Origin of the sequence: Streptomyces sp. NPDC006430 (assembly GCF_040612395.1) — a bacterium.
Taxonomy (GTDB): domain Bacteria; phylum Actinomycetota; class Actinomycetes; order Streptomycetales; family Streptomycetaceae; genus Streptomyces.
The window spans coordinates 619798-641406 of record NZ_JBEXQA010000001.1 but is presented as its reverse complement, the minus strand read 5'-3'; the positions used below and the strand labels follow the sequence as shown (position 1 = coordinate 641406).

Here is a 21609-nt window from a genome sequence, read left to right as displayed (position 1 = left end):
TCCTCAGTGGGCCACCGCGGCCGCGCCGTGCTCGTCGACGAGCGCGCCGGTGGTGAAGCGTTCGAGCGTGAAGGGGGCGTTCAGCTGGTGGGGGGCGTCGTGGGCGACGGTGTGCGCGAAGGCCCAGCCGACTCCGGGGGTGGCCTTGAAGCCGCCGGTACCCCAGCCGCAGTTGAGGTAGAGGTGTTCCACGGGGGTGAGCCCGACGACGGGTGAGGCGTCCGGGCTGACATCGACGATGCCGCCCCAGGTGCGCAGGACGTGCGCGCGGGCGAAGACCGGGAAGAGTTCGAGGGCGGCCGCCATCTGGCGCTCGATGATGTGGAAGGCGCCGCGCTGCGTGTACGCGTTGTACGCGTCGATGCCCGCGCCCATGACCAGTTCGCCCTTGTGGGCCTGGCTGACGTACACGTGCACCGCGTTCGACATGACCACGGTGGGGTGCACCGGCTCCAGCAGCTCGGAGACCAGTGCTTGCAGCGGGTGGCTCTGGAGGGGCACGTCGAAGCCGGCCATGGCGGCGAGTACGGAGGTGTGGCCGGCCGCGCAGAGGGCGACCCGGCCGGCGGCGATCGGGCCGAGCGAGGTCTGCACTCCGGTGACCCGGCCGTCCCGTACGTCGATTCCGGTGACCTCGCAGTTCTGGATGAGGTCGATGCCCGCGGCGTCGGCGGCGCGGGCGAGGCCCCAGGCGACGTGGTCGTGCTTGGCGATGCCCGCGCGCGGCTGGTAGGTGGCCCCCATGACCGGATAACGGGCCTCCGGAGAGGTGTTGACGATCGGGCAGACCTCCTCGACCTGGTGGGGGTCGAGCCACTCGGCGTCCACGCCGTTCAACCGGTTGGCCTCCACCCGGCGCACGCCGTCCCGTACGTCCTGGAGGCTGTGGGCGAGGTTCAGTACCCCGCGCTGGGAGAACAGGAGGGGGTAGTCGAGGTCCTCCTCCAGCCCCTCCCACAGCTTGAGCGCGTGCTCGTAGATCGCCGCGCTCTCGTCCCAGAGGTAGTTGGAGCGGATGATGGTGGTGTTGCGGGCCATGTTGCCGCCTGCGAGCCAGCCGCGTTCGAGGACGGCGACATCGGTGATGCCGTGGTTCTTCGCGAGGTAGTGGGCGGTGGCCAGGCCGTGCCCGCCACCGCCGACGATGACCACGTCGTATCCGCGCCGCGGTTCGGGCGTGCGCCACAGCCATCGGGGGTGGTCGGGAAGTTCGGCGCCGGGGGTCCGGGGGCTCATCGGGCGTCTCCTGGCTGCTGGGCGTGCATGCGACCTACCTCGGACGGGGGGACGGAGAGGTGTGCAGGGGCCGGACGGGTGGGTGCGGCCCCTTCAGCCGCGCAGCCGCTTCATCGCCGGGTCGAACAGCGGCTCCTCCGCGACGACCGCCGGGACGATCCGGTCGAAGTAGCCGATGTCCACGGCCCGGCCGGGCACGGAGAGTTCGGCGGGCAGCCAGGCGTAGGCGATGCCCTTGCCCATGGTGTATCCGTACGCCGCGCTGGTGACGTAGCCGACCGGCCGGTGGCCGTCGTACACGGGCTCCTTGCCCATGACCACCGCGCTGGGGTCGTCGATGGTGAGGCAGGTGAGGCGGCGTCGTACGTCGGCGGCGCGCCGCTCCAGTGCGGCCCGGCCGATGAAGTCGCCCTTTCCCTTTGTGACGGCGAAGCCGACACCGGCCTCGTACGGGTCGTGTGCGTACGTCATGTCGGTGCCGAACGCGCGGTAGCCCTTCTCCAGGCGCAGGCTGTTGAAGGCGCCCCGGCCCGCCGCGATGCCGCCGTACGGCCGTGCGGCCTCCCACAGGGTGTCCCACAGGGTGAGGCCCAGGTCAGCGGTCGTGTACAGCTCCCAGCCGAGCTCTCCCACGTAGCTCAGGCGCAGGGCGGTGACGGGGACGGGGCCGATGTGGGCGCGCCGGGCCCGGAAGTAGCGCAACCCCTCGTTGGAGAAGTCAGCGTCGGCGAGCGGCTGGAGCACCTCGCGCGCCTTCGGCCCCCACAGCCCGATGCAGCAGGTGCCGGCGGTGACGTCCCGTACGACGACGGAGCCTCCCCCGGCTGCTTCCGGGAGGCGTCCCCCCTCGGGGAGGTGGCGGGTGAGCCAGTGGAGGTCGAGCGGCCCGTTGGCTCCGATCTGGAAGTGGTCCCGGGCGAGCCGGGCCACCGTGATGTCGCTGCGGATGCCGCCGTCCTCGTCCAACATCAGCGTGTACGTCACCGAGCCGACGGGTTTGTCGACGTCGGAGGTGGTCAGGCCTTGGAGAAAGGCTGCGGCTCCGCGGCCGGTGACCTCCAGCCGGGTCAGGGAGGTCATGTCGTACAGGGCGACGCCCTCCCGGGTGGCGCGGGCCTCGGCACCGACGATCGGCGACCAGGTCCGGGCGGCCCATTCGTTGGGGGTCGGAACGTCCCACCGGTCGAGGAGGGGTTCGTTGGCGGCGTACCACTGGGGGCGCTCCCACCCGGCCGCTTCCAGGAAGAAGCCGCCCAGCTCGCGCTCTCGGACGTGGAACGGGCTGGTGCGCAGGGGCCGCGGATCACCCGTCGGCTGGAGCGGGTGGAGGATGTCGTAGACCTCGACGAAGTTCCGGCAGCTGCGGGCGCGCACGTACGCGGGGGCGAGCTGGTGCGTCTCGAAGCGGTTGACGTCACATTCGTGCAGGTCGAAGGAGGAGCAGTGGCCGTCGACGAGCCATTCGGCCAGGGCGCGGCCGACGCCGGCGGAGTGGGTGACCCACACGGCCTCGGCGACCCAGAATCCCTTCGTCGCGGACGATTCGCCGAGCAACGGCATCCCGTCGGTGGTGAAGGAGAAGAGGCCGTTGATGCCCTCCTCGACCTTGGCGTCACGTGTCGCGGGCAGGAGCGACCGGGTCTCGGTCCAGGCGTCGGCGAAGTCGTCCGGCGTGAACTGCAGCACGGAGGGCATCTGTTCGGCGCAGTCCAGCGGGGCGATGTCGTCGGCGGAGACCGGCATGGGCCGGTGGCCGTAGGAGCCGATGCCGATCCGGTCGAAGCGCTCGCGGTAGTACAGGTCGGCGTCCTGGTGCCGCAGGATGGGGTGCACCGCCTCCTCGGCCTGCCCGACCATCGCAGGGACCGGGCCGGTCCACGCCAGTTGGTGGGCGAGGGGGGTCAACGGCAGGTTCGTCCCGGCCATGCGGGCGACCTTGGGGCCCCAGATGCCGGCGCAGCAGACGATGACGTCGGCGGGGATCTCGCCCCGGTCCGTGACCACGCCGGTGACACGGTCGCGGCCGGTGGCTCCGTCAGCTTCGGTACGGACGTCGAGGACCTCGTGGCGGTCGAGGAGGCGTACGCCCCGGGCCCGGGCGTTGCGGAGCTGCGCCTCGACGGCGAGCGTGGCCTTGGCCAGGCCGTCGGTGGGGACCAGCAGGCCGCCGAGTACGCGTGCGCGGTTCACCAGGGGGTGCAGTGCCACGCATTCGTCCGGGTCCACGAGCCGGCTCGTGACGCCCCAGGAGGTGAGCCAGCCCTGCCGGCGCCTCAGTTCGGTGAGGCGTTGTGGGGTGGTGGCCAGTTCGAGGCCGCCGACCTGGAGGAAGCACGGCTGTCCGTCGACGTCGAGGCTGTGGAGCTTCTCGACGGTGTAGCGGGCCAGTTCGGTCATGGTCTTCGAGGGGTTCGCCTGGAACACGAGGCCCGGGGCGTGGGAGGAGGATCCGCCGGTGGCGGGGAGGGGGCCCTGGTCGACGACGGTGATCTCGGTCCAGCCGCGGGAGGAGAGTTCGTCCGCCAGGGCCGCGCCCACGACTCCCGCTCCGATGATGACCACGCGCGGTCCCGCCATCGCCGCCCCCTCCGATACGAAAGAAGTCGAGTTCGCGTTCGAGTTGCCGTCAGCGCAACGTGATGCAGCGTGCGCAACTCACACTGCCGGTCGCCCAAGGTGGTGTCAAGAGGCGTCGATCCGCTGCAACTCCCGTACGGACCACGGTGGAAACAGCCGTGCCCGGAGGCTGTCGCAACAGCCTCCGGGCACGGCGGCGGCGCGGGGCTGGCCCCGCCGGCTCAGCCCTTCTTCCCGAGCCAGGCATCGACCTTCCCCCGGTTGCCCTCCACCCATTTCTTCGCGGCGTCCTGCGGCGACATCTTGTCCTGCGCGATGTACTTCGCCACGAGGTTCTGGTCCTCGTTCGACCAGGTGAAGTTCTTCACGAGCCGGTAGGCGGGGCTGTCGGACTCCGCGAACTTCTTGCTGACGATCTTGTCCAGGGCGTACACCGGGTAGTCACAGGCGACCTTCTCCGGATCGTCGTCGCAGCCGGCCTTGTACTCCGGCAGTTCCACCTTCACGAGCTTCAGCTCCGAGAAGAGCCACTGCGGTTCGTAGAAGTAACCGATCACGGGCGTCTTCTTGGCCTCGGCCTGACGGAACGCCTGGATGAGCGCGGCCTCGCTCCCCGAATACACCACCTTGTAGTCGAGGTTCAGGTTCTTCACGAGGGCTCCGTCGTTGGTGACGAACGACGGGTCCCCGTCCAGCAGCTGCCCCTTGTCGCCGGATTCGGAAGTCCTCAGCTGTTGCGCGTACTTGTTGAGGTTCTGCCACTGGGTGATGTCCGGGTACTTCTGGGCCAGCCACGGCGGGACGTACCAGCCGATGACCCCCTTGTTCCCCGTCTCACCGGCGGCGACGGCCGTCTGCTGCTGCTCGATGTACTTCTTCTTCAGGTCCTGGTGGCCCCAGTTCTCGACGATCGCATCGACCTCGCCCGTGCCGAACCCCTGCCAGGCGACCTCTTCCTTGAGGTCCTTCTTGGTCACCTCACATCCGAGGTCCTCCGCGGCGACGTACGCGATGACCGCCGCGTTGGCCTCGTACCCGACCCACGGATTGACGGCCAACTTGAAGGAGCCGCACGTCCCGGTGCTGCCGCCGCCCGACGCGCCGGCTCCGGCCTCCCCGACCTTCGCACCGTCGCATCCGCTGAGCGCGAGGGCCAGCACCGACAGGCCTGCCAGGGCCGCCAGCCGGGTGGGCCGGGCCGTCCGCCGTAGCCGTGCCGGTTCGGGTTCCGGTGTGAGGTTTCCTGCCATGTGTGTCCTACCCCTTCTTCTGCCTCAGCGCCCGCTGGGGGCTCTTGCGGCCCGCTGCGCAGCCGCCTGGGTGATCCGGTCGAACATGACACCGAGCAGCACGATGGCCAGGCCCGCCGCCAGCCCCTTGCCGTACAACTGGCCCTGGGAGAAGCCCGCCACGACGTCGTAGCCGAGGGCGCCCGCCCCGACGAGGCCGCCGACGACGACCATCGACAGGACGTAGATCAGCCCCTGGTTCATGGCCAGGGCAAGGGCGCCGCGCGCCATGGGGAGCTGCACCTTCGTGATGATCTGCCAGGTACTGGAGCCGGCCGACGTCGCCGCCTCCACCGTGCTCTGCGGTACGCCCCGCACCCCGTCCGCGATGATCTTCACCGTGACCGGAGCCGCGTAGACGATCGCCGCCACGATCGCCGTGAACCGGCTCGCACCGAACAGGGCCAGGAACGGCACCAGGTAGACGAACGCGGGCATCGTCTGCCCCGCGTCGAGCACGGGGCGGACCAGCCGGTCGGCCAGGGCGCTGCGGCCCATCCACACCCCCACGAGGACGCCGAGGGCCAGGACGATGACCGTCGCGACGATGCTGGAGGCCAGCGTGGTCATACTGTCCCGCCACAGACCCGTTGCGACGATCAGCGCCACGCACCCCGCTGCGGTGGCCCCGGCCCGCCATCCGCCCAACAGCGCGCCGAGGGCCACCGTCACCGCGCCGACCAGCCACCACGGAGAGCCGGTCAGCAGCGCCTCGAAGGGGTTGAGCAGCAGTGTGGTGACCACCTCGCGCAGACCGTTCGTCACACCGGCGAGGTGGCCCTGCGCCCACGCGGTGGCGGAGTCCGCCGTACGGGCGATCGCGCTGCCCACACCGGTGTCGCCGGGGAACTGCGCCGCCCACACGTAGGTGTGGGAGAGCCAGACGCACCCGGCGGTCAGCACGCCTCCGGCCAGGAGCAGGGGGCGGCGCCACCGCGCCGCACGGCCGATGCCGCGCGGGCCGTGCTCCACCCGTGCGCTCGCCGCGCAGGTCACGCGGTCGAGCACGACGGCCATCACCACGATGGCGAGGCCGGCGTTGAACGCCACGCCCACGTCGAGCGTCTCCAGCGCCTTGACGACGGTCTTCCCCAGCCCGGGTGCGTCGATGAGCGCGGCGATCGTCACCATCGACAGCGCGGCCATGACGGTCTGGTTCACGCCCAGCACGATCGTCCGCTTCGACATCGGCAGCAGCACGGTGGTGAGCGCCTGGCGCCGGGTCGCGCCCAGCGATGCGGCCGCCTCGACCGTGGCGGCGGGCACCGAGCGGATCGCGTGGGCGGTGATGCGCACCGCGGGCGGCGTCGCGAAGACCAGCGTGGCGATGGTGGCGGACGCCGGGCCGATGAGGAAGAACAGCGTCAGAGGGGCCAGGTAGACGAAGGTGGGCATCGTCTGCATGAAATCGAGCACCGGGGTCGTCAGACGGTGCACCCGGTCGGACAGACCGGCCCACACTCCGAGCGGGATGCCGATGAGCAGGGAGACGAGGACCGCCGCCAGGGTCAGGGCGAGCGTGTCCATGCTCTCCCGCCACAGCCCCTGCAGGCCGAAGAGGACGAATCCGGCGACGGCCAGGACGGCCACCCGTACGTTTCCGAACGCCCAGGAGACGTAGCCGACGAGGGCGACGACGCCCAGCCAACCGACCACGGGTACCGGGCGGCCGAAGGACGGCTGCGAGACCAGCGCCTGGAGGAAGGTGACCAGGCCGTCGATGACCAGCCGGATCTCGTTGAAGACGTAGAGGAAGACCGGATTGCTGTTGCGGCCCGCCCCCACGGCGTCGTTGATCTCGTTGAACCATCGGTGGAGCGGGGTCAGTTCGGCCGTACCGAGGGCGAGCGTGTGGGTGCCGCGCAGGGCCAGCCAGACGGCGACCCACCCGAGGAGGACCGTGGCCGCGACCAACAGCCGGCCGCCCCGCGCCGGTCCGGGGCGCGCGGTCACCCCTGCCAGAACGGCCATTACGCACCGCCCTCCGCTCCGGCAAGGACGGCGAGGATCTCCTCGTCGCCGACGACGCCCAGTAGCCGCCCGTTCTCGACGACCTTGACGGGCCGGTCCGCCGCGAGGACGGCGCGCGCCGCCTCCCGGACGACCGTGCCGGGGGCGAGCTCCGGCCCGTCGAGCGGGTCCTGCGGGCGCGCCGGACGCATGATCCGGCGTAGCGTGAGCACGTGCGCGCGCGGCACGTCCGCGACGAAGTCCCTGACGTAGTCGTCGGCGGGTGCTCCGACCAGCTCGTCACCGGTGCCGCACTGGACCGTGCGACCGTCGCGCATGATGAGGATGCGGTCGCCGAGCTTGAGCGCCTCTGACAGGTCGTGGGTGACGAACACCATCGTCTTGCCCACCTCGCGGTGCAGCCGTACGACCTCGTTCTGCATGTCCCGGCGGATCAGCGGGTCGAGCGCGGAGAACGGCTCGTCGAAGAGGAGGACGTCCGGGTCGCCGGCGAGGGCGCGGGCGAGACCGACCCGCTGCTGCATGCCGCCGGACAGCTGGTCGGGATAGGACTGCTCGTACCCGGCGAGGCCGACCAGCTCGACGACCTCCCTGGCCCGCCGGATGCGCTCGGCCCGGCCGGCGCCGCGGATCTCCAGACCGTAGGCGACGTTGTCCAGTACCCGGCGGTGCGGGAGCAGCCCGAAGTGCTGGAAGACCATCGCGAGCTTGCGCCGCCGCAGCTCGCGCAGCCTCTTCTGGTCGGCGCGACGGATGTCCTCGCCCTCGAAGACGAGTTCCCCCGCGGTCGGCTCGATCAGCCGGGTCAGACAGCGGACGAGCGTCGACTTCCCGGAGCCGGACAGGCCCATCACCACGAAGACCTCGCCGGGCGACACGTCGAAGCCCACGTCGCGCACGGCTGCGGTGCAACCGGTGCGCTCCATCAGTTCCCGGCGGGAGAGGGCGCACAGCTCGGGCGTCCGCGGCACCCGCGCGGCCTTGGGCCCGAAGACCTTCCACAGCCCGCGGACGGAGATCACGGGAGTGCCGTCCTCGGAGGCGCCCCGCTGCGGCGGCAGTCCTGTCTTCGTTGCGGTCACTGTCGACCTCTCTTCGCAGGGCACGGCCGTGCTCGGCGTCACCGACTCAGCCACGGAACCAGTGCTGCGCCCGGGGTTGGATGTTCTGCCAGATGTGTTTGGGTTCGCGGTACTCGTCCAAGCCGGTCGGGCCGAGCTCGCGGCCCACGCCCGAGTGCCCGAAGCCACCCCACTCCGCCTGCGGCACGTACGGGTGGTAGTCGTTGATCCAGACCGTGCCGTGCCGCAGCCTCCGGGCGACCCGCTGCGCCCTGCCCGCGTCCTGCGTCCACACCGCTCCGGCCAGTCCGTACGCCGTGTCGTTGGCGATCCGTACGGCGTCGTCCTCGCCCGAGAACCGCTCGACGGTCAGCACCGGCCCGAAGGACTCCTCCCGTACGACGCTCATGTCCTGGCGGCACGCGTCGAGCACGGTCGGCAGGTAGTAGAAGCCGTCGGCGAGCGCGGGGTCGTCGGGGCGGGCGCCGCCGCAGCGCAGTACGGCGCCCTGCGCGAGGCCCGCCGCGACGTACGCCTCGACCTTGGCCCGATGACCCGCGGAGATCAGCGGCCCGGTGTCGGCGGCGGGATCGAACGGGCCGCCCAGCCGGATGTTCCGGGCCCGGCGCACGACCTCGTCGACGAAGGAGTCGTGCAGCGCGTCCTCGACGATCAGACGCGCTCCGGCCGAGCAGACCTGGCCGGAGTGGAGGAAGACTGCGGTGAGGGCGAAGTCGACGGCCGCCTCGACGTCGGCGTCGGCGAAGACCACGTTGGGGTTCTTGCCGCCCAGCTCCAGCGCCACCTTCTTCACGGTCGCCGCGGCCGCCGCCATGACCCGCTTGCCCGTTTCCAGGCCGCCGGTGAACGAGACCATGTCCACGCCCGGGTGCTCGGCGAGCGGCGCACCCGCCTCGGCCCCCGCTCCCGGCACGAGGTTGGCCACGCCGGCGGGGAGTCCAGCCGCTTCCAGCGCGCGCAGCAGCAGGACGGCGGTCGACGGGGTGAACTCGCTGGGCTTGAGGACCAGGGTGTTGCCTGCGACGAGGGCGGGCGCGACCTTCCACGCCGCCTGGAGCAGGGGGTAGTTCCAGGGGGTGATGAGCGCGCACACCCCGACCGGCTCGTAGACGACCCGGCTGATGGCGTCGTCGCGACCGGTGTCGACCACGCGGCCGGCGTTGGTGCCCGCGATCCCGCCGAAGTACCGGAAGCAGGCCACCACGTCGGCGATGTCGTACGCGCTCTCCACCAGGCGTTTGCCCGTGTCGAGGGATTCGGTACGGGCGAACTCCTCGGCGTCCCGTTCGATCAGGTCTGCGGTGCGCAGCAGCAGTGCGCCGCGCTCCCGCTCGGGCGTGCGCGGCCACGGCCCCGTGTCGAAGGCGGCGCGCGCCGCGGCGATCGCCGCTTCGGTGTCGGCCCGCGTCCCTTCGGAGACGGTCCGCACCAGCGTTCCGTCGGCGGGGCAGCGGATGTCCCGCCGGCCGCCCGCCACCGCTTCGCGCCACTTCCCGTCGACGTACAGATCTGCCACGCGCGGAGCCCTTCTCAGGGGTAACACCGGTATGTGCGTTGCGTATTGCGCATCGTATTGCTCGGAATGGAACGACACGATCGCCCAAGAGGTGCGGTACGTCAAGGGGGCCGGGCGGCCGGGCACGGCACCCGCGCGGCGTCCGGTCAGCCGCCGGTGCGCTCCAGCATGGCGCGGCGCCACCGCTCGGTCTCGGCGATCTGGTTGAAGGTGAACAGGTGCAGCCCGGCCACCCCGGCCTCGGGCGAACCCAGCGCGGAGGCGCTCCGGCGCAGCAGCCGCTCCGGGGAGTAGCCGCCCGGCGCCGCGAAACGCAGGAACCACGAGGGGTGGCGGGTCAGGAACTTGGCCGACTCCCCCACGCCGATCCTGGTGGCCAGGGACAGTAGCTTCGCGCGCTCCACGGGGCCGGCGACGCCGATGTGCACCGGCAGTACGACGTTCCGGCCGCGCACGCGTGCGAGCCAGTGCCGCAGCGTCCGCGGGTCGAAGCACAGGTTGCTCACGATGTACGTCGCGTGCTCCTGCTTGTCCCCCATCGACCGGACGGTGATCTCGTCGTCGATGAGGGGGTGGCTCTCCGGGTAGCCAGTGATACCGACGTGCGCGAACGGGTTGCCCAGCTCGCCGAGCCGGCGCAGTACGGGCAGGGCCGCGTCGTACGCACCGGCCGGCGGGTCGGCGTCGCCGGCCGGTACGAAGACGTCCTCGATGCCGGCGGCCGTCAGCCGGTCCACGATGTCCGTGAGATGGTCGGCGTCGACGATCTGTCGGGCCGGGACGTGCGGGACGACCCGGTAGCCGTGCCCGGCCAGGCGGGTGGCGAGGTCCAGTGTCGGACCGAGGCCCTTGGCCGGGGAGGCGGTGACGGTGACGGGCACGTCCGCCGGGACGTGGTGGAGGACCTTGTCCTCGGTGGCCTTCGCGGGCAGGACCTCGTAGCGGACCCTGCGCAGCAGGTCCGCGAGGCTCCCCCCGAGGAGAGGGGTCTGCGCGGAGTGCTCGGGATGGGGCGTGGGCCGGGCGGACATGACCGCTTCCTCCTCAGGTGGGGCCGGGGCGCTGCCCCTGCTCTGCCTCGCTACGGAGGCGGTGGTGCCGGTAGAACTCGGCCGTGGACGGCGGCAACGGCTCGTTGCCCAGGATGAGATCGGCGGCCTTCTCGGCCACCATCATGACGGGTGCGTAGATGTTGCCGTTCGTCACGTAGGGCATCACCGAGGCGTCCACGACGCGCAGCCCCTCCACCCCGTGCACGCGCAGGCTCGCCGGATCGGTGACGGCGCCGTCGCCGGTGCCCATCTTGCAGGTGCAGGACGGGTGCAGGGCGGTCTCCCCCTCCCTGGCCACCCACGCGAGGATCTCCTCGTCGGTCTCGACGCCCGGCCCGGGCGAGATCTCGCCGTCGTTGTACGGGGCCAGGGCGGGCTTGCCGAGGATATCGCGGGCGGTACGGACCGCCTCGACCCACTCGCGGCGGTCCTGATCGGTGGAGAGGTAGTTGAACCTCAGGGCCGGATGCTCCCGCGGATCCTTGCTCCTGATCTTCACCGAGCCGACGGCGTCGGAGTACATGGGGCCGACGTGCACCTGGTAGCCGTGCCCGCCGGCCGGCGCGGAGCCGTCGTAGCGCACCGCGACGGGCAGGAAGTGGAACATCAGGTTGGGGTAGGCGACGTCCTCGTTGCTCCGCGCGAATCCGCCGGCCTCGAAGTGGTTGGTCGCGCCGGGACCCTTGCGGAAGAGCCACTGGAGGCCGATCCAGGGACGGCGGCTCCACTTCAGATGGGGCTGCATCGAGACCGGCTGCTTGCAGGCGTACTGCACGTACACCTCCAGGTGGTCCTGGAGGTTCTCCCCCACGCCCGGCAGGTCGTGGATGACCTCGATGTCGAGGGCGCGCAGTTCGTCGGCGTTGCCGACGCCCGACAGCTGGAGCAGCTGCGGGGAGTTGATCGAGCCGCCGCACAGGATCACCTCGCCTGCGCGCACCTGCCGGGGCGCGCCCCGGCCGCGGTGGTACTCGACGCCCACGGCACGCCGGCCCTCGAAGAGGACCCGGGTCACGAAGGCCCGTGTGCGCACGTGGAGGTTGGGCCGCTTCATCGCCGGGTGGAGGTAGGCGCGGGCGGCGGACAGCCTCCGCCCGCGGTGGATGGTCCGGTCGAAGGCCGCGAAGCCCTCCTGCCGGTAGCCGTTGACGTCTGCGGTCAGCGGGTACCCCGCTTCCTGGACCGCTTCCAGGAAGGCCGGGAAGAGGGGGCTGGAGGCCGGGCCGCGCTCCAGGACGAGCGGCCCCGAGCGGCCTCGGAACTCGTCCTGCGGGTCGGCCGCCAGGCAGTTCTCCATCCGGTTGAAGTAGGGGAGGCAGTGCGCGTAGTCCCAGTTCTCCATGCCCGGGTCGGCACCCCAGCGCTCGTAGTCCAGCGGGTTGCCGCGCTGGAAGATCATGCCGTTGATGCTGCTCGACCCGCCCAGCACCTTGCCCCGGGCGTGGTAGATGCGCCGCCCGTTCATGTGCGGCTCGGGCTCGGACTCGTACTTCCAGTCGTAGAAGCGGCTGCCGATGGGAAACGTCAGCGCCGCGGGCATGTGGATGAAGACGTCCCACGGATAGTCGGGCCGGCCGGCCTCCAGAACCAGGACGCGGTTCCCGGGATCCGCGGACAATCGGTTCGCCAGGGCGCTGCCGGCCGAGCCGCCGCCGACGATGACGAAGTCGTAACGCTGGGGCACCATCGCTGTGTCGTCCCTCCCCGTCGTCTCCGGCTGAGGGCTGCCCCCAGCCGTCGATACGCGGCGCATGCTAGTACGAGTGCCGCCATGCGCACCAGGTTGCGTTTCACGCAACTTCGTGGCCCAACCTCCGCCCCCTGCGCGTTGGTGACGGCGCGTATAGTTTCGCTATGAGCAACTACGAGGCAGCCACCGAAACCACGGGCGCCCCGGCGGGCGGGGTGCAGTCCGTCGACCGCGCCGTCACCGTGCTGGAAATCCTGGCCCAGCGCGGTGAGGCGGGCGTCAGCGAGGTGGCGGCGGAGATCGACGTCCACAAGTCGACGGCGTTCCGGCTCCTCGGGGCCCTGGAGGCGCGCGGTCTCGTCGAACAGGCCACCGAACGGGGCAAGTACCGCCTCGGCTTCGGGATCGTTCGGCTGGCCGGCGCGGTCACCGGGCGCATAGACATCACCCAGGAGGGACGCCCGGTCTGCGAGCGTCTCGCCGAGGAGCTCGGCGAGACGGTCAACATCGCGATCCTGGAGGAGCAGTACGCGATCAACCTCTGCCAGGTGCGCGGCCCGGGCGCGGTCACGGCACACAACTGGGTCGGACAGTTGACGCCGCTCCACGCCACCTCCAGCGGCAAGGTCCTCCTCGCCCACCTCCCGGCGAAGCAGCGCGTGCAGCTGCTGGCCGGGGCCGGCCTGAAGAAGTACACGCCGAGCACCCTGACCGCCAGGACGAAGCTCGAAAAGAACCTGGGCGAGGCGCTGGAGCGCGGATACGCCATGACCTTCGAGGAGTACGAGATCGGACTCCACGCCATGGCCGCCCCGATCCGCGACCGGGACGGCGTGGTCATCGCCGCGATCAGCGCATCGGGGCCGAGTTACCGCTTCACGCAGGAGCGCATGCACGAACTCGCCCCCCTGCTGGTGCAGGGCGCGCAGGAGATCAGCCGCCGCATGGGGCACCTGGGCTGAGCCACCGCCCGGGAACGAGCTGCGGCTACCGCGGCCTCCCCTGGTCCGAGCCGGCGCCGGTGCCCATTCGGGCCCGCACCCAGTCGTGGAACGCGCCGATGTGGTGCTCGCTGGGCACCAGCACGCCACCCCCGGCGTACATGCGCGAGCTCATCGCGGGCTGGCAGCGCTCGCAGGCCTCGAAGTCCTGTCGGTTGACCCGGTCGAAGAGCTCGACGGACCGGCTGACGTCCTTGCCGCTCGCCACCACGTCCTTGAGGTACAGCCAGTCGCATTCGACGACGGTGCGGTCGGCCGCGACCGGGTACATCCGGTGGAGGACCACGTGGTCCGGAACGAGGTTGATGAAGACCTGTGGCCGCACCGTGATCGCGTAGTACCTGCGGTCCTGGTCCGGCGAGACCGTGGGGATCCGGTCGAGGCCCGCGGAGCCGTCGACCGTGAACCCCTGGATGTCCTCGCCGAACGCGGCGCCGTGTCCGACGTAGGACTGGGCCGCGTAGCCGTCCGCGAACTCCGGTAGCACCTCGGTGAGTTCGGGGTGGATGGTGGCGCAGTGGTAGCACTCCATGAAGTTCTCGACGATGAGCTTCCAGTTCGCCTTGACGTCGTAGACGATCCGCCGTCCGACCTCCAGGTCCGCGATGGCGTACCGCTCGATCGACTCCGCGTCGCCGAGCCGCTCGGTGGCCGCCCCGATGACGTCCTCCTCGAAGGAGGGCGGGTCGTCGGCGAGGCAGACCCAGACGTACCCGAGCCACTCGCGTACGGGCACGCCCGCCAGCCCGTACTCGGTCCGGCCGACGTCCGGCATGCTGGTGAGGTTGGGGGCTGCGATCAGCTTGCCTTCGAGGTCGTACGTCCAGGCGTGGTACGGGCACTGGAACGCCCGCCTGACCTCGCCGGACCCGTCCGTGCACAGTTTCGCGCCCCGGTGGCGGCACACGTTGAAGAAGGCGCGGATCGCGTGGTCGCGCGAGCGGGTCACCAGAATGCTCTCCCGGCCCACGTCCACGGTCCGAAAGGCGCCCGGCCGGGCCAGCTCGGACGAACGCCCCACGCAGAACCACATCGTCTCGAAGATGCGTTCCTGCTCCAGTCGGAAGATCTCCGGGGCGGTGTAGTGGTCGCCGGGGAGGGTGGCGATCAGGCTCTGCGGCAAGCGGGTCGTGGTCACGTGCACTCCTCGCGGAACGTCGTGGTTCGGATCTCTCGCGCTGGTGGATCAACCGGCCGTCCGGGCCGCGCCGGTGGTCAACCGGCGCCGCCACCGCGTGAAGAGCCGCGTCTGGTTCAGCCCGAGCACCGCGACCGGGCGGCCCGCGCTCCGATAGACCGCCAGGAAGCTGCGGTCGTCCGCCGCTCCCTCCTCGATCGCGACGCTGTCCGCCTCCGCGGCGTACCCGGCGAACTGGATCCGGATGCCGTACTGGTCCGACCAGAAGTAGGGCGGCCGGGGCGGTTCGGGCGTGGCCCGCCCTCCGGAGAGCAGGGCGGCCACGGCCGTCGCGGGCCGCTCCCGGGCACCGGTCCAGTGCTCGACGCGACGGTACGCCCCGACCGCGGGCTCGTACCAGGCCGCGCAGTCCCCGACCGCGACGATGCCGGGGACGTTCGTACGGCCGGCGGCGTCGCACCGTACGCCGTCGTCCAGGTCCAGCCCGGATCCCGCCAGCCAGTCGGTGCACGGGCGGGCACCCACCCCGACGAGCACGGTGTCGGCGTCGATGCGGCGTCCGTCGGCGAGCAGGACGGCTTCCACCCTCCTCGTACCGACGAGGGACCGCACGCCGACCCCGCACCACAGGCGGACGCCGTGGTCCCCGTGGAGCAGGGAGACGAGGGATCCCATCTCGGCGCCGAGCGGGCCAGCCAGGGGCGCCGGCGCCGCCTCCAGCACGGTGACGTCGAGGCCCATCCGGTGGGCGGTGGAAGCGACCTCGGCCCCGACGAGTCCGCCGCCGACGACCACCAGCCGGCCGCCGCGGGCCAGGTCCTCCCGCAGGGCGCGGGCGTCCTCCAGCGTACGCAGGACGTGCACGCCGTCGAGGCGCCCGCTCCCCGGCAGGGTCCGGGCCGCCGCGCCGGTGGCGATCACGATCCCGTGCGCCCGGACCGACCTGCCGTCGCCGAGCCGTACGTGGTGCTCGCCCCGCGACCCGGTGTCGAGCCCGACCGCTCGCGCACCGAGCTCCCACACGGCAGCGAGGTCCTCCCCCTCCGCTTCGAGGGCGAGGGCGTGCTCGTCGACCTCCCCCGCGAGGAACTCCTTCGACAACGGCGGCCGGTCGTACGGGCGGTGCGGTTCGTCGCCGATGAGCACCAGCCGGCCGTCGTAGCCCTGCTCGCGCAGCGACCGGGCGGCGGACAAACCGGCCAACGAGGCGCCGACGACGGCCACGGTCCTCATACGGGGCCTTCGACCCGGCGGGGCGCCGCACGGGACGGCAGGTCCGGGGGCGCGTCCGACGGCTCGACGTACACCACTCCGTCCTCGACGCGGACCCGGTGGGTGCGGACGGGCCGCTTGGCCGGCGGGGCGTCCACGCTGCCGGTGCGCAGGTCGAACTTCGAAGCGTGCAGGGGGCATTCGACCTCGCACCCCTCCAGCCAGCCGTCGGAGAGCGAGGCGTCCTGGTGCGTGCACGTGTCGTCGATGGCGTAGACCTCGCCGTCCTCGGTGTGGAACACCGCGATCGGGGGATCGAACTCGAGCCGGCAGGCCTCGCCCCGCGGAAGATCCGCGAGTCGGCACGCGGGAATCATCATGACACTCCGGTGCGTATAGCGAAACGAATTGCGGTGAACGCAACGTCAGTCTGAGGCTGCCCCCATACCTTGTCAAGGAAGGGTCCACGACACCGCAACGGCCCGGTCGCCGCCCCACCAGCCCGCCACCGAAGGGCTGTTGGCCCCCGACCGGCCGGCGTGGCGCACGCGTCCGCGCCCACCTCGGGCGGCTGCGCCCCGTCACGAGCGCGCAGGCCGTCCACGGCTCCTGCGCACCCCGGCTCCCGGCCGGTCAGCCGGCCGTGAGATGGTCGGGCCGGCCTCGGACAGGGCCGTACGAGGAGGGCAGCGTGACCGGCAGTACACCCACCGGACTGGTGCTGGTGGCGGACGACGACGCCGCCATCCGCCGCTCGCTGGAACGCGGGTTGCGGCTGAGCGGCTTCACCGTGCTGCTCGCCGAGGACGGCCCGGCGGCGCTGGGCCTGCTCTCCGGGCAGCACCCGGACGTCCTGGTCCTGGACGTGTCGATGCCCGGCCTGACCGGCACGGAGGTGTGCCGCGGCCTGCGGGCCCGGGGCGACGAGACTCCCGTCCTGATGCTGTCGGCCCTCGACGAGGTCACGGACCGGATCGCCGGACTGCAGGCCGGGGCCGACGACTACCTGGTGAAACCCTTCGCGCTGGAGGAGCTCGTGCTGCGCCTGCACGCCCTCCTGCGCCGCCGGCCGACCCAGGCTCCCGCGGACGTCCTGCGCGCCGGCCCGCTGGTGATCGACGAGGCGAGCCGGCAAGTGCGCCAGGACGGGGTGGAGCTCCACCTCACGCGCAGGGAGTTCGAGCTGCTGGTCCAGCTCGCGCGGAACGCCGGGATCGTGCTCACGAGGGACCAGTTGCTGGACCGGGTCTGGGGGTACGACTTCGAGGTGCGCAGCGACGCCGTGGACACCTTCGTCAGCTATCTGCGTCGCAAGCTGGAGGAGGGCGGGCGCCCGCGCCTGATCCACACCGTGCGCGGCGTCGGATTCGTCCTGCGCGTCCCCGAAGACCGGAGCGGGTCGTGAAGCTCGCCACCCGCATCGCCCTCTCGGTCACCGTGGTGGTGCCCTTGCTGGTGCTCGCGGCGGGCCTGCTCGTGCTCGGGCTGGTCAGCCGCGACCTGCACCAGCAGCAGGACACCCGCTTGCAGGACCGGGCCTCCGCCGTACTCCCGGACGTCAAGACGATGCTGGCGGCCGATCTGAACGGGCGGCCGAAGGTGGAGCAGAACCAGCACCGCAAGGTCCTCGGCGACGCCCTCGACGCCGGTATCCGGGTACGGGCCGCGGACGGCTCCGTCGTCCTGGAGGGCGGCCCGCAGCCCGTCGATCCCGTACGCCTGCCCGAGCGGACCCCGGACGGACCGGTCACGGTCCGGGCCAAGGGGCACGCCTGGCGGGTGCTGACCGTCCCGGTGGCCGGGCCGGCGCAGGGCACGCTGTGGCTGTTCGCTCCGGTCTCGGCCGCCGACCCGCAGCTCGTCGCCGTACGCCGCCGCGTCCTGCTCGTCGCCCTGCTGGCGGCGCCCGTCTCCGGGCTGATCGCGTACGGCCTGGCCGGCCGCGCCACCGCCTCCGTACGGCGGCTGAGCCGGCGGGCCGCCGAACTCGACCCGCGAGCCGGCGCGGCGGCCTTCGCCACCCCGCCGGTGAACATCGCCGAGGTGGACGAACTGTCGTGCGCGATCGTCCAGTTGCTGTCCCGGTACGAGGAGCAGGCGGCCCGGACGGCACAGGCCCTCGACACCGCACGGTCGTTCTCCTCCGCGGCCTCGCACGAGCTGCGGACGCCACTGATGAGCATGCGGACCGACTTGGACGTCCTCGCCGCCCATCCTGACCTCTCCCCCGCCGAACGGGCCGAGATCGTGCGGGACCTGCAGAACGACCACGCCCGGCTGCTCGACCTGCTCACCGCCCTGCGGATGCTCGCCCGGGGCGATCTGGTGGAGGTGTCGGCGTTCGCCGCACTCGACCTCTGCGAACTGGTGGACACGGCGGTCGCGGAAGCTGCGCGCCGTCACCCCGCGGCGCGGCTGAGCGCTGAGCTCCCCTCGGAGACATGGGTGTTCGGCTGGGATGCCGGGTTGAACATCCTGCTCGCCAATCTGTTGGGCAATGCCGTGGTGCACGGCCAGCTTCCCAACGAGCCGCCCCGGGTCGCCGTACGGCTGCGCGCGGAGGGCGGGTACGCGGTGCTCACCGTGGACGACGAGGGGCCCGGCATCCCGCCCGCCGAGCGGGGCGCCGTCTTCCAGCGGTTCCACCACCGTCCGGGCAGCCCGGGCTCCGGGCTCGGACTGACGCTGGTCGCCCAGCAGGCGGCACTGCACCGGGGCACGGTCGCCGTCTCGACACCGCCCGGTGGGACGGGCACCCGCTTCGAGGTGCGCCTGCCCCTCTCGGCGACGGACACCCCGACGCTGCGGCTGCCCGCGCGCCGCGACTGGATCTCCCGGGGCGACTGAGCGGGTCCTTGTGGACTCACAAAGATTCCACAAAGACACCCCCTACCGTCCTGCCCGGTCGGCCGCCCACGAGCCGAACCGTTCGCACCAGAGGAGATACGACCATGCTCGCGAACCGTAGGACCGCTGCCGCGATCGGCGCCGTCGCACTGGCCGGCGCGCTGTTCTCCGCCGTCCCCGCACAGGCCGATGCCGGCAGCCCCGCCCCGGCCAAGACGGGCAAGTCGGCGCCGAAGGGTGACGGCGCCAAGGAGATCTGCAAGCGCCTGCCGAAGACCGATGCGCGCGTCAGCGCCGCGATCACCCGGCTGAACGGCGACGCCACCGTTCCCGGCTCCGTCGCCCGGCTGGAGCAGCGCGTCGCGAACGCCCAGACCGAGGGCCACACCGAGGTCCACACCTACCTCAACGACCGCCTCACCTTCCGCAAGAGCCTGCTGCCCACGCTCCAGAAGCGTCAGGCCGACCTGAAGTCCGTGAGCACCTGGTGCTCCGCGCAGGGGGCCAAGTGACCGGGTCCCGCCGTGCCGCCGCCACCCTCACCGCCCTGGTCGCGGGAACGGCGCTGCTGCTCACCGGCTGCACGCACGACGCGAGCGCCCGGCCCGGGACATCCCAGTCCGTGAGCGGCGCCGACGACGCCCAACTGAAGGACATGCAGGACAAGCTGGACGCCGCCGAAAGCGCAGCGGCGCAGGCGGATGCGGACGCCACCCAGAACAACTGATCCACGCCGATGGCCTGCCCCCGGTCCCGGGGGCAGGCCACTGGCGTTCTGCTCGTTCCACGACGTCATGCCGTGTTCCCGGCCACCGCCCGGGCATCGTTCGTCACGGGCCTCATGAACGCCTGAGAGGTTTCGTGGTCATCGACCGGCAGCCGCGGCGGGAACGGTGGGGTCGTTACGGCTTCAGCTTGTCGGCCTCCCGGATTTCGTGGAGGTGGATGAGGACGTCGAAGGACTTGGCGATCGCGATGTCGCGGGGCTTCTCGGGGAACTGCGTGCCGATGTTGAGCGTGGGCCGGGCGACGCCCAGCCAGGCGCGCGCGGCGGCCTGGGCCTTGCGGACGTCGAGGTAGAAGTCCCGGTAGCGGACCTGGTCGAGGGTGTGCTCGTTCCTGCCGGGCTCGGCGGCGCCCACGGTGAACTTCTTCCAGTCACCGCCGAGTGCGGCGTCCTTCGACAGGAACGAGCCCTGGTTGAAGGTGAAGCCGATGGGCAGGTAGTTCTTGCCCATGGTGTCGCGCAGGAACGAGCCCTGCGTCTTGGAGTACAGCTCGGGGTTGTCGGAGACGTAGCCGACGTGGTTGTTCTGCGCCGACACCAGGATCTTGTCGCCGGTGTGCTGCCGCCACCAGGCTACGTTCTGGGCCATCACCTCGTCGCGGAAGCGCTGGAGGGCGTTCAGGGACTCCCGGTCGGCGGGGTTCAGGGTGAGGAACTTGGCGGTCTGGGCGATCGAGCGGGCGTTCTGCTCGGCCCAGTCGAACGCGTCTCCGCCGGAGCCCTTCTGGCCGCTGACCAGTTCCAGGGCCTGCTGCGCCTTGGCTGCGAGCTGCTGCCGCTCCGCGAGCGGCTTGCCCAGGTAGGTGAAGGCGTCGTCGATGGGCCGCAGGCCGGTGTAGAGGTCGTTGAGCCGCGGCAGCGCCTCGGGGTGGTTCTTCTGTACGTACCCGGTCACCCGTCCGAAGAACGCATCGTTCAGTGAGGGGGCGCCGATGTCGTCGCCCATGAAGTGCACGCGGCGGTCGGGGTGGTTGCGGTTGTAGTCGCGCATCCACTCGATGAGACTCACGAATTCTTCGCGTTCCCAGGGAGAGTTGGCCAGTGTCTGTGCGGCGATCTCGCGGGCGTCGCCCTTGCCGGTCTGGAGGTAGTCGTCGATCTGGAGTCCCGCGGACCAGCTCAGCTCCAGGGCGAAGGTGGTGAAGCCCTTCTCTTCGACAAGGTGGCGGAAGACCCGCTCCTTCATGGTGAAGAACTCGTGGGACCCGTGGGTGGCCTCGCCGAGGCCGACCACCTTGGCGTCGCCGATCATCGCGGACAGGGCCCGCAGGTCGGCCGTGTCTCCGCCGGGCTCGGTCGCACGCAGCGGGTGGGCCGCCCGCTCCAGTACTCGTACCGGATCCTGCTTCCCACCGACTGTGTGGCCCGTGTCGACGGTAGCCGCCTGGACGGCCACGGGAGCGAGGACCGCCCCCGCCGCGATCGCCGCCGTCGCCAGCAGCCGCCGGCGGGTGATGCGCTTCATGTACCTGGACATGTGTTCTTGCCCTTCAATCAACTTGCGTGCGGTTCCCGAAAGGCGCACGAGACCCGCCACTGCGCGTGGCCGTCCGAGCACTCGATCGGGAGGAGGTGTGGAGGCGGTGTGGGTGATGAACGCGGTGATGACCGCGCGGGTGCGCGAAGGCGGCGGTGCGTCGGTCAGTTCTTACCGATGCGGTCGTACGGGACCGGGGCGGGGCCCGGCTCGCCGGGCTGCCGCTCGGGCGGCGTCGCCCGCCTTGTCGTGGACGACCGGAGCCATCTGGCCCACGTCCTGCAAACGGCCGAGCGCGGGCATGAAGGTCAGGCTGGCGAGCAGCATCACCACGACCGAGATCGCGACGGCCGGGCCGAGCACCCGCAACTGCCCGAAGCTGGTGACACCGAGGGTGGCGAAGGCAGCGACGATGGTGAGCGCGGCCGAGGTGATCGCGGAGCCCACCCGCCCCGTCACCTCACCCGCGATCTCGCGGGCGCCGCGCTCGGGCTGCGCGCCCAGCCGCTCACGGAAGCGGAACAGCAGGAACAGGAAGTAGTCGATCCCGATGCCGAGCAGCACCACGCTGATCAGCTGCGGTGTGCTCGGGTCCAGCCTGATCCCGCTGAGCAGCGCCGCGCCGACTATCGCACCCGCGGCGGCCCCGCCGGCGAGGCTGACCGCCAGCAGCGTCAGCAGCGCCGCCAAGGCACTGCGGAATACCAGGACGGGGGTGTCCTAAGAATCCGGTC

General features: G+C 71.4%; 18 protein-coding genes. 5 read left to right on the top strand and 13 right to left on the bottom strand.

Going from position 1 to position 21609, the window contains the following annotated elements:
• Window positions 1-3: 3 nt before the first annotated feature.
• From ABZZ20_RS02945 to betA, 8 genes are all read right to left on the bottom strand, one after another.
• Window positions 4-1236, bottom strand: coding sequence for a sarcosine oxidase subunit beta family protein (locus tag ABZZ20_RS02945; RefSeq protein ID WP_356866034.1), 1233 nt, complete (start codon window positions 1234-1236; stop codon window positions 4-6).
• A gap of 93 nt (window positions 1237-1329) precedes the next feature.
• Window positions 1330-3813 (bottom strand): FAD-dependent oxidoreductase, encoded by a 2484-nt coding sequence (locus ABZZ20_RS02940; RefSeq protein ID WP_356866032.1) that lies wholly within the window; start codon window positions 3811-3813, stop codon window positions 1330-1332.
• A gap of 221 nt (window positions 3814-4034) precedes the next feature.
• Window positions 4035-5063, bottom strand: a complete 1029-nt coding sequence (locus ABZZ20_RS02935; protein WP_356866030.1) for an ABC transporter substrate-binding protein — start codon at window positions 5061-5063, stop codon at window positions 4035-4037.
• 24 nt (window positions 5064-5087) lie between these two features.
• On the bottom strand, window positions 5088-7073 hold the full coding sequence (locus tag ABZZ20_RS02930; protein ID WP_356866028.1) for an ABC transporter permease subunit: 1986 nt from the start codon (window positions 7071-7073) through the stop codon (window positions 5088-5090).
• A complete protein-coding gene (locus ABZZ20_RS02925) occupies window positions 7073-8155 on the bottom strand; it encodes a betaine/proline/choline family ABC transporter ATP-binding protein (RefSeq protein ID WP_356866026.1) in 1083 nt (360 codons plus the stop codon). Before ABZZ20_RS02925 ends, ABZZ20_RS02930 begins: the two co-directional genes overlap by 1 nt.
• 46 nt (window positions 8156-8201) lie before the next feature.
• Entirely contained in the window at window positions 8202-9671 is a 1470-nt protein-coding gene (locus tag ABZZ20_RS02920; protein WP_356866024.1) for an aldehyde dehydrogenase family protein, read from the bottom strand.
• Between the two features lie 146 nt (window positions 9672-9817).
• Entirely contained in the window at window positions 9818-10702 is an 885-nt protein-coding gene (locus tag ABZZ20_RS02915; protein WP_356866022.1) for a 5,10-methylenetetrahydrofolate reductase, read from the bottom strand.
• Between the two features lie 13 nt (window positions 10703-10715).
• Window positions 10716-12410: a choline dehydrogenase gene (gene betA, locus ABZZ20_RS02910; RefSeq protein WP_356866020.1), complete on the bottom strand. Its 1695-nt coding sequence runs from the start codon at window positions 12408-12410 to the stop codon at window positions 10716-10718.
• A gap of 167 nt (window positions 12411-12577) precedes the next feature.
• Here betA and ABZZ20_RS02905 point away from each other — a divergent pair, with 167 nt between their 5' ends.
• Window positions 12578-13375, top strand: a complete 798-nt coding sequence (locus ABZZ20_RS02905; RefSeq protein WP_356866018.1) for an IclR family transcriptional regulator — start codon at window positions 12578-12580, stop codon at window positions 13373-13375.
• A 25-nt stretch (window positions 13376-13400) separates the two neighbouring features.
• Here the strand turns inward: ABZZ20_RS02905 and ABZZ20_RS02900 are convergent, their stop codons facing one another.
• The 3 genes from ABZZ20_RS02900 to ABZZ20_RS02890 are packed head-to-tail and all read right to left on the bottom strand — an operon-like array spanning window position 13401 to window position 16144.
• Window positions 13401-14552 (bottom strand): aromatic ring-hydroxylating dioxygenase subunit alpha, encoded by a 1152-nt coding sequence (locus ABZZ20_RS02900; RefSeq protein ID WP_356866016.1) that lies wholly within the window; start codon window positions 14550-14552, stop codon window positions 13401-13403.
• Between the two features lie 48 nt (window positions 14553-14600).
• Window positions 14601-15785, bottom strand: coding sequence for an FAD-dependent oxidoreductase (locus ABZZ20_RS02895; RefSeq protein WP_356866014.1), 1185 nt, complete (start codon window positions 15783-15785; stop codon window positions 14601-14603).
• Complete coding sequence (locus tag ABZZ20_RS02890; RefSeq protein ID WP_356866012.1) at window positions 15782-16144, bottom strand: bifunctional 3-phenylpropionate/cinnamic acid dioxygenase ferredoxin subunit; 363 nt, start codon at window positions 16142-16144, stop codon at window positions 15782-15784. The genes ABZZ20_RS02895 and ABZZ20_RS02890 overlap by 4 nt, the downstream gene beginning before the upstream one ends.
• 311 nt (window positions 16145-16455) lie before the next feature.
• Here ABZZ20_RS02890 and ABZZ20_RS02885 point away from each other — a divergent pair, with 311 nt between their 5' ends.
• The 4 genes from ABZZ20_RS02885 to ABZZ20_RS02870 all read left to right on the top strand — a co-directional run bounded on the left by ABZZ20_RS02885 (window position 16456) and on the right by ABZZ20_RS02870 (window position 19338).
• Window positions 16456-17169 (top strand): response regulator transcription factor, encoded by a 714-nt coding sequence (locus tag ABZZ20_RS02885; protein WP_356866010.1) that lies wholly within the window; start codon window positions 16456-16458, stop codon window positions 17167-17169.
• Complete coding sequence (locus tag ABZZ20_RS02880; protein ID WP_356866008.1) at window positions 17166-18611, top strand: HAMP domain-containing sensor histidine kinase; 1446 nt, start codon at window positions 17166-17168, stop codon at window positions 18609-18611. The genes ABZZ20_RS02885 and ABZZ20_RS02880 overlap by 4 nt, the downstream gene beginning before the upstream one ends.
• Window positions 18612-18715: 104 nt before the next feature.
• The gene (locus tag ABZZ20_RS02875) at window positions 18716-19123 is read left to right on the top strand and encodes a hypothetical protein (RefSeq protein ID WP_356866006.1); all 408 of its coding nucleotides are present in this window, start codon (window positions 18716-18718) and stop codon (window positions 19121-19123) included.
• Entirely contained in the window at window positions 19120-19338 is a 219-nt protein-coding gene (locus ABZZ20_RS02870) for a hypothetical protein (protein WP_356866004.1), read from the top strand. Before ABZZ20_RS02875 ends, ABZZ20_RS02870 begins: the two co-directional genes overlap by 4 nt.
• A 175-nt stretch (window positions 19339-19513) precedes the next feature.
• Here ABZZ20_RS02870 and ABZZ20_RS02865 read toward each other — a convergent pair whose 3' ends face one another.
• Window positions 19514-20875 (bottom strand): erythromycin esterase family protein, encoded by a 1362-nt coding sequence (locus ABZZ20_RS02865; RefSeq protein WP_356866002.1) that lies wholly within the window; start codon window positions 20873-20875, stop codon window positions 19514-19516.
• A gap of 171 nt (window positions 20876-21046) precedes the next feature.
• A complete protein-coding gene (locus tag ABZZ20_RS02860; RefSeq protein WP_356866000.1) occupies window positions 21047-21565 on the bottom strand; it encodes an MMPL family transporter in 519 nt (172 codons plus the stop codon).
• Between the last annotated feature and the right edge of the window lie 44 nt (window positions 21566-21609).